Annotated in this window: 5 protein-coding genes; 3 read left to right on the top strand and 2 right to left on the bottom strand. The window is 65.3% G+C overall.

Annotation, left to right across the window (positions count from 1 at the left end; translation table 11 throughout):
- The 3 genes from ON23_RS38990 to ON23_RS28895 form a co-directional block, all read left to right on the top strand.
- Positions 1-349: hypothetical protein (locus ON23_RS38990; RefSeq protein ID WP_218001129.1), on the top strand; the 349-nt coding region annotated here is incomplete at its 5' end.
- A 47-nt stretch (positions 350-396) separates the two neighbouring features.
- Positions 397-1,728 carry a lipase family protein gene (locus ON23_RS28900; RefSeq protein ID WP_051043518.1) on the top strand — a complete coding sequence of 444 codons (1,332 nt, stop codon included), beginning with the start codon at positions 397-399 and terminating at the stop codon, positions 1,726-1,728.
- Positions 1,729-1,833: 105 nt separating this feature from the next.
- Complete coding sequence (locus ON23_RS28895; RefSeq protein ID WP_039782163.1) at positions 1,834-2,946, top strand: alkane 1-monooxygenase; 1,113 nt, start codon at positions 1,834-1,836, stop codon at positions 2,944-2,946.
- Between the two features lie 157 nt (positions 2,947-3,103).
- Here the strand turns inward: ON23_RS28895 and ON23_RS28890 are convergent, their stop codons facing one another.
- On the bottom strand, positions 3,104-3,886 hold the full coding sequence (locus ON23_RS28890; RefSeq protein WP_039782159.1) for an alpha/beta hydrolase family protein: 783 nt from the start codon (positions 3,884-3,886) through the stop codon (positions 3,104-3,106).
- Positions 3,883-7,750, bottom strand: a 3,868-nt coding sequence (locus ON23_RS28885; RefSeq protein ID WP_157170310.1) for a non-ribosomal peptide synthetase, incomplete at its 5' end; no start/stop codon positions are given. The genes ON23_RS28890 and ON23_RS28885, both read right to left, overlap by 4 nt.

The following is a 7,750-nucleotide window of genomic DNA, read 5'->3' as shown; positions in this document are numbered from 1 at the left end:
GTCTCCTACGACTCGCGATCGTGACCCGATCGAAACCGCGGTCACCGGCACTGGCGTCAAGCCGGTCTCGAGCCACCGATCCGCGATCGAATACGAGACAATCGGCACCTCGGTGACAATCCGGGCATATATCCACTGTCACTCGGTCACCGTCGAGCAGTTCCGCCGCACGGACATTCGCATTGTTTTCCCGCTCGGAGCGCCGATTTATCTGCACTTCGCATTGCGCACAATTTTCGCACGCGCGTTCTTTGGTCAGGATCGCGGACGCTTGCTAAAGTCGCTTCGCGCAACCCCTGGCAGGGGGCACTCCCCGCGGTTTCGTCCGAACAAAGGATGTGGCTTGTGAGAGGGTTTCTGACAGCTGTGGTAACCGTTGTCGTCGCTAGTGCGTTGATGGGCGAACAGCCCGCTCGGGCGGACGACGGTCCGCCCGCCGGGCCGATGCCGCAGTTGTCGCCGGTAAATCTTCCTCCCTCCCCGCTACAGAACTGGATCGACGCGAATATCAAGCCGCCGCAGTTGACCGCCGGCCCCGAGCAGAGCGCCGATGATCAGCAGGCGGCATTGTGGCGGGCGATTCTGTCGTCGCCGACCGGGGATCAGACCTTCGATTCCTGGCCTGCGAATCTCGCCGGCCTGGAGCCGGGGCAGATCATCGAGACGCGGGACGTGACCGCGACGGCAGCTCAGCATATGGCGGTACCGATCCAGCGGGCGGTGCTGCTGAAGTTCCGCTCCACCTCGGCGACGGGCACACCCTCCTTCGGCACCGCCACATTGATCACGCCGGCCGCCTCGTGGAACGGTCCGGGGCCCCGCCCGGTGGAAGTGCACGCGATGCCGATCAACGCGCTCGGGTTGCACTGCACGCCGGGCTACCAGTTGTCACACGACATACTCGATCGGACCAACACCGATCTCGTCTGGTTTCTGCCGGCCATCTGGTCGGCCCTGAACCAAGGGCACGCGGTTCTTCTGCCCGACCATGAGGGCCCGCTGATGGCTTACGGCGAGACGAATGTGGCCGGGCACATGATGCTCGATTCCATTCGCGCCGTGCGTAATGGGCTGCCGGAGTTCGGTAACAGCCGCTATGTGGTCGAAGGCTACTCGGGTGGAGCGATCGCCGCCTACGCCACGGCGATGTTGCAGAGCGAGTACGCGCCGGAGCTGTCGGACGTGCTGATGGGGGTGGCCTCGGGTGGACTGGCCGCCGACTACCGAAATATCGCCCACCGTTTCAACGGCTGGATCGCCTCCGGCATTCTGTTGTCGGTGTCGACGGCGATAGCGCGCGAACATCCGGAGTTGCTCCAGTACATGAATCATCTCGCGCAGTGGGTGACGACTTCTCCGACGCGGGATCTGTGCGGTGACGCCGACGGACCGCTCGGCGTCGTCGGTATCCCGATGGACGTGGCGACCAATATCGGCAACCCACTCGACAGTCCGGTAGCCGAAAACCTGTATCGTCAACTGGATTTGTCCGACCGGAAATCGGGTGTGCCGCTGTACATCTACCACGGTGCGTGGGATCCCTGGATTCCCCTCGAGGACGCTCAACGTATGTACGGCGAACAATGCAGCCGAGGCGTGCCGGCCATTTTCCGCACAGTGCCCGGCGAACATCTGAGCAGTTACGTCACCAGCTTTCCCGGACTCGAGGACTGGATCAACGCGCGACTGCGCGGCGAACCGGCACCGAGCGAATGCCCCGGTAGGTAATTCGGTACGTGTGGCCGGATTTCGCGGCATGACGTCGATGCGGCAGGACCGTTTTCAGTAGCCATACCTCAGGTCGATCCTCGTCGGATGAATGAGAGACGGGCTATGACGGTTTTCGGACGTGCCCAGGTTCGCGACCACAAACGCTATCTCTGGGTGCTGAGTTCACTGGGCGCCGCAGGAGCTCTACTGCCCGGGCAACTGGTGACCTTCACAAGGCTCGAATTGTTCTGGTGGATCGGCCCTATCGCGGTGCTCGGGGTGATTCCGCTCCTGGACATCGCGATGGGAGTCGACAGCAGAAACCCGCGGGAGGAAGACTACGAGGCGTTGACCAACGATCGGTATTACCGATGGTGCGTGTACGCGTTCCTGCCGATTCAGTTCATCGGGCTGGCGATCGCGGGATTCATGTGGTCGCGTCCCGAACTGAAGCTGATCGACAAGCTGGGCCTGGCCGCAACCATGGGATTCGTGTCCGGTCTCGGTATCAACGCGGCACACGAATTGGGCCATCGCGTCGAACATCTCGAACGCTGGCTGGCGAAAATCGCGCTGGCGCAATCCGGCTACGGGCACTTCTACGTCGAGCACAACCGCGGCCACCACGTCCGCGTCGCCACCCCCGAAGATCCGGCAAGTGCCCGTTTCGGCGAGTCGCTCTGGAAGTTCTTGCCCCGCAGCGCCCTGGGCGGCTTCCGCTCGGCACTCGCCCTGGAACGAGAACGCCTGTCCCGCCGCGGAAAAAGGTGGTTCAGCCGGCACAACAACCTGCTGCAGGCGTGGTCCATGAGTGCCGTGCTGTTCGGCGCTCTGATTCTGGCCTACGGACCCGTGATCATCCCCTTTCTGATACTGCAGGCCGTGGTCGGCATCGTCTTGCTCGAAACGGTGAACTACATCGAGCACTACGGCCTGCTGCGCAGGCGCCGCGCGGACGGTCGTTACGCGCGGTGTTCACCGCGCGACAGTTGGAACAGCGACCGCCTGGTGACCAACGTCTTCCTGTTCCACCTGCAACGCCACAGCGACCACCACGCCAACCCGGGCCGCCGATACCAGACTTTGCGCACCTCCGAAGAGTCGCCGCAGCTGCCCTATGGCTACGCCACCATGATCGTGCTGGCGTTGATTCCACCGCTGTGGCGCAAGGTGATGGATCCCCGTCTGCTCGCCCACTACGACGGCGACATGACCCTGGTCAACAAATTGCCGTGAGCGCCGCCGGTGTCGGTCGGATCGTCACGCCGACATCGCGGCCGATTGTCCCGACCGTGGGCGGGTAAGGCGCAGACAGCCGACCGCGGTCGCGTGGCCGCAGCTGCCGGATCGGCCGGAGGTCGAGGACGACATCCTCGAGTCCATCGGATGAGGTTCAGCGCGCCAGCTCGAGGACGGCCGCGCGGCAGGCTGCCCACGCGGAGGACGTCACATCGATGAGTGCGAAGTGGTCGATGCCGGGGAGCGCCAGTAACCGGGAGTCGTCCCCGGCGCGTCGAGCTGCGGTGACGAAGCGCTGCGACTGGCTGAGCGGCACATCGTCGTCAGCGGTTCCGTGCACGCATATCGAGGGGACGCCCATCGGAAGCAGCGCGGTGGGGCAAGCCGGCGAGACAGCCTCGGGGTCGTCGGCCCGGGCGCCCAGGAAGTTTCGGACGGCTCCGGAACCCAGGTCCTCCTTCAGCGCGAGCTGGAGGTCCAAAACTCCTGCCTGGCTGACGAATCCGGTCAGCGGTACGCGGGGTGAGGCGCCGGGAGCACCGGCGGGCAGCGACCCTCGGCCTGCCAGCCAGCCGGCGAGCTGACCTCCCGCCGAGTGCCCGATCGCGACGACTCGTGACAGGTCGAGACCGCCGGTTTCCAGGCTTCGACCGATGGCGGCGAGCCGGTCGACCGCGGCGGCGACGTCGAGACAGGTGGCCGGCCAACCGCCGCTTCCGCGGTCCGGGTCGTCGCCCACCCGCCGGTATTCGAGGTTCCAGGCAGCGAAGCCGTGCCGGGCCAGATCCGCGGCCGGACCGGAGGTCAGGTCGGCGTCGTAGGCCGTTCGCCAGAAGCCGCCATGAATGACCACGGCCACCGGCCAGAGACCGGGGCGGTCAGGAACGCTGAGAATGCCGTGCTGACTCGGGTGTGGGCCGTAGCGCACCAACGTCATCGGCGAGAACCTTCACTCAAGCGATCGATCAGGAAGCCGAGTCCGACGGTGCCCCCGGTGCCTCGGCGGTCCCCGATGAAGCGGCGGACTACGTCGAGATGGTTCAGCCGCCAGCGTGTGAGGCCGGCGATGAATACGTCGAGCTGTGCGCCGAGGTACAGGCGCTGCCTTCGGTCCCTGTTGTCGCCGTCGCGCCGATCGTCCACGATCTCGCGCAATGCTGTCACGGGAGCGTGGCGAACGCCGGCCAGCATGGTCGCCAACTGGGTCGACTGTGCCGCACTCACTCCCTGCAACCGAGGGCGGAACTGCTGGAACGCATCCACCGCGAGATGCTGTAGGGCACTTTCTGTCGACATCATCAGTTCGAGTACGGCATTGGCACGCTTCATCCGATCGATGGCCCGGTCGAATTCCGCGCGACGGGCGGACTCCAGCGCGAGTTCGAGATCCACCAGGATCTGCGAAACCCACAGTTCCGAGGTCTGGTGGACGATCAGGAAATACCTCTCGTCGCTGTAGGCGCACCGGTCGCCGTTCGCGAACAATGGCTGAACGGCGCCGAGCAACTCGTCGAGGTGAAGGTAATTCGCGTAGCTGAGGCGCTCTTTCCGGGGCTTCTCCGACTCGGGGGCGTCGGCGTGGTCCGGCAGATTGCCGACCGGGCACGCGGCGGGAACGGTGTCCACCGAGCCGGCATCGATGTCCTGCTGACAATGCTGGGCTGTAGCGGTATCGGAAGGAGTCATCGTGGTCCCACCTTGTCGCGCATACGCGCAGATACCGCCGAGGGCTTCGAACCACAGTCGGCTGAGCCTCGTCATCGCCGCGCGATCGAGCTTGGATGATGCCCACGTCCACTGGGCATGCAGGTGCGGGCCGCTGTCGCTGTCGACGGTGACAGCATTGACGGCCGCGGTGTGCGCCAATGGCATGGCGTGATCGGCGTTGCCGTTGTCGGTGAACAACGAACCCCAATAGCCGATCCGCCAGACATCGTCATCAGCTGAAGCGTCGAGCACCGGAACGCCCAGGCGCCCAAGATAATTGAATCCGATCGGCGGGTCGGAACCGGTCAGGTCGACATCGGCGTTCAGATAGCGCAGCACACCGTAGGTCACCGGGTTCGGGACGGCACGAAGTTGCTCCTGGGCGTCATGAATCGTTGCGCCCAGCGCTGTGTCGCCGGCCGTCACCTGCGGCCAGGACAGCCCACCCACCGCCAACGACACCGGGTATTTGGTCGTGAACCACCCGACGGTGCGCGACAGGTCGACGTCGGGGGCCAACTCCTCCTCGCGCCCGTGGCCCTCCACGTCGATACCGATCGGGGTGCCGCCGTTGCCCAGAAACTCCGTCCACGCCAAGGCGAATGCGATCAACAGGATCTCGTGTACTCCGGCGTGAAGCGCCGCGGGCACCTCACCGAGGATCGTGCGGGTGGTGTCGACGTCGAGCGAGACCTCCATGTGCTCAGCGGTGGCAAACGTATCCTCGGGCTGCACCGTCGGCAGCGCGGCGGGGATCGCCGTCACCTTCCTCCACACGGCCGCCTGGCCGACGACTTCCGGGCGGCGCGCGTGCTCGGCCAGCAGCGACGCCCACCGGGCGAACGACGTCCCGGCGGTCGGCAACGCGACCTGCTGCCCCGCACGGTGCTGGGCCCAGGCGGTGTTGAGGTCGTCCAGCACAATCCGCCACGACACGACGTCGACGGCCAGATGATTCACCACCAGCGCCAACTGGCGGGTGGGCGCGACCCACAGCGCGCTGAGCATCACCCCGGCGGCCGGATTCAACCGAGATTGCGCCTTGGTCAGCTCTTCATCGGACAACTCGTCGACCGAGTGCAGACAAGCGCTCGCATCCACCGACCCCGCCTCGGGCACCTGCAACGACCACCCATCGACGTCGTCGTCGACGCGCAGCCGCAGCATGGCATGTCGATCCAGCAGGGCCTGCACCATGACCACCACGTCGGCCTCGGTGACCCCCGCGGGCGCCTGCAACAACGCCATCAGATTGAACTGCTCGATGGGGCCGTGAACACTGTGCAGCCAGCGCATGATCGGGGTCGCGACCACCGGCCCGAGACCCTCGTCGACCGGGCCACCCGCACTGCCGACCCCCTCGGCCACCGCGGCGAGGCGGGCAACGGTCTGCTCGACGAAAATATCGCGCGGCTTGAACACCAGCCCGGCTGTGCGAGCCCGCGCCACCACCTGCATCGACGAAATGCTGTCTCCGCCGAGGTCGAAGAAGGAGTCGTCGATGCCGACGCGGTCGAGTCCGAGCGTATGGGCGTAGATGGTGGTGAGGATTTCCTCGGTGGGCGTGGTGGGTGCGCGGTAGTGGTTGGTGGTGTATTCGGGTGCCGGTAGGGCGCGGGTGTCGAGTTTGCCGTTGACGGTCAGTGGGAGTGCGTCCAACGTCATGATTGCGGAGGGGATCATGTAGGTGGGGAGTTGTTCGGCTAGTTGGGTGCGTATGTCGGTGGGGTTTGCGGTGCCGGTGATGTAGGCGATGAGTCGTTTGTCGCCGGGTCGGTCTTCGCGGGTGATGACGGCTGCTTGTTCGATGCCGTCGAGTTGGGTGAGGGCGGTTCGGATTTCGCCGCATTCGATGCGGTAGCCGCGGATTTTGACTTGTTCGTCGGCGCGGGCGACGTAGTGGAGTTGGCCGTCATGTGTCCAGCGGACGAGATCGCCCGTGCGATACATGCGTTCCCCAGGCGCGTATGGACAAGCCACGAACCGTGATGCGGTCAATGCGGACCTGCGCCAATATCCGCAACCGACTCCCGCGCCGGCCACATACAACTCGCCGGTGACGCCGATCGGCACCGGTTGTAGCCGGCGGTCGAGGACGAACAATGCCGCCTCTGGTACGGCTGCCCCGATCGGCGGTGCCCCCGATCCGGGTGTCAAGGGGGTGGTGAGGGTGACGCACATGGTGGTTTCGGTGGGGCCGTAGCCGTTGATGACTGTGTGCGTGGGCGCCCACTGATCGACGATGTGGGCGGGACAGAGTTCACCGCCGAGTATCAGGGTGACCGAGTCCAGCCCCTGTGGTGTCAGCATTGCTGCGGCGGTGGGGGTTTGGGTCAGCATGGAGACGTGTTCGGCGGCGAGCGTGTCGTGAAAGTCGCTGGGGGAGCGGGTGATCGAGTCGGGGATCACCACCAGTCGTCCGCCGTGGAGCAGCGCGCCCCAGATCTCCCATACCGAGACGTCGAAGGCGAGTGAATGACATTGTGCCCACACCTGTTCGGAGGCGGGTGTGGGGCCGGTGCTCAGGTTTGTCAGTAGCTGGGTGATGTTGTGGTGGGTGGCGGCCACGCCTTTCGGAGTTCCGGTGGTGCCGGAGGTGTAGATGAGGTAGGCGATGTTGTCCGGGTTCGGTGCGGGTAGTGGGGTGCTGGGTTGGGTGTCGAGTGCGGGGTCGTTGATGTCGATGATCGGGATGTCGATCCCGTCCAGACGCTCGGCGAGGTCGGTAGTGGTGATGACGGCGACGGGTGCGGTGTCGGTGAGCATGAATTCGATTCGTGCTCTGGGGTGTTCGGGGTCGATGGGTAGGTAGGTGGCCCCTGTTTCGAGCACCGCGGTGAGTGTGGCGATGGCATGGGCCGAGCGTTCCATCAGTATCCCGACGACGCATCCGGGACCCACACCGCGGCCGGTCAGCAGGTGTGCCAGCCGGTTCGCGGTCTGGTCGAGTCGCCGGTAGGTCCAGGAGTCCTCGCCGCAGCTGAGTGCTGTCGCATCCGGGGTGCGGGCGACTTGCGCGGCGAACAATGCCGGCACCGACATCGCCGGGGGTGTGTGCGCATGCAAGACGGCCCGGTTGCTGATCTCGTCCAAT

The organism is Nocardia cerradoensis NBRC 101014 (assembly GCF_000308535.1).
GTDB lineage: Bacteria > Actinomycetota > Actinomycetes > Mycobacteriales > Mycobacteriaceae > Nocardia > Nocardia cerradoensis.
This window is presented reverse-complemented; position numbering and strand designations above follow the sequence as displayed.

Coding starts and splice junctions, on each gene's coding strand:
- ON23_RS28900 (WP_051043518.1), top strand. CDS start 397: ATGGGCGAACAGCCCGCTCGGGCGGACGACGGTCCGCCCGCCGGGCCG.
- ON23_RS28895 (WP_039782163.1), top strand. CDS start 1,834: ATGACGGTTTTCGGACGTGCCCAGGTTCGCGACCACAAACGCTATCTC.
- ON23_RS28890 (WP_039782159.1), bottom strand. CDS start 3,886: ATGACGTTGGTGCGCTACGGCCCACACCCGAGTCAGCACGGCATTCTC.